Origin of the sequence: Pseudomonas sp. EGD-AK9 (assembly GCF_000465935.2) — a bacterium.
Taxonomy (GTDB): Bacteria; Pseudomonadota; Gammaproteobacteria; order Pseudomonadales; family Pseudomonadaceae; genus Aquipseudomonas.
The window spans coordinates 1-636 of record NZ_AVOF01000850.1; the positions used below are offsets into that span (position 1 = coordinate 1).

The 636-nt window shown below is 70.9% G+C and carries 2 pseudogenes; both read left to right on the forward strand.

The features are described 5' to 3' along the window. Positions 1 to 375 (forward strand): annotated as a pseudogene (locus N878_RS24760) (DNA topoisomerase IV); the annotation flags it as partial. Further along, positions 372 to 636, forward strand: a pseudogene (locus tag N878_RS24765) (TIGR02281 family clan AA aspartic protease); the annotation flags it as partial. The pseudogenes N878_RS24760 and N878_RS24765, both read left to right, overlap by 4 nt.

The window sequence follows — 636 nt, forward strand, 5'->3', positions numbered from 1 at the left end:
GGCTGCGTGCTGATCAGCGAGAGCGGCGAAGAGCCCTCGCCCGCAGCGCTCGGCGGCCGCGCCGCACCGCGCGACTTCGCCGGCCTGGCCTACTTCGGCGAGAAGCTGTTCACCCTCGAACGCCAGGCTCATCGCATCTGCCGCCGCACCCTGAGCAACGGCGAGGCCGAGCTGTGCTGGTCGTTCGCCGGCGAAGCGCTCGCCGAGGCGCGTCGCTACCCGCCGAAATACGGCATGGCCGAGGCCCTGTGGATCGACCAGGACGGCGCCTGGATCGGCGTCGACAATGGTAGCCAGACCCGCGCCGACGGCGAGCAACGCCCCCTGGTCTGGCGCTTCAATGCGCCCAAGGGCGGCTGGAGCCGTCGTCCGTGAGCGAGCAGACGCCCGGCCGCCGCGCCGGACGGGTAATGTGGGTGCTCGCCTGGGGCGCCGGCCTGCTGCTGGCCACGCATTTCTTCGGCAACTGGGAAGACAAGCAGCGCAACCCCAACCAAGTGCCGCAATCGGTGCAGGGCGAGGGGTTCGTCGAGGTGCGCCTGGCCAGCAGCCGCCAGGGCCATTACCTGGTCAACGGGCAGATCGACGGCCAGGACGTGACCTTCCTGCTCGACACCGGCGCGACCCAGGTGGCGG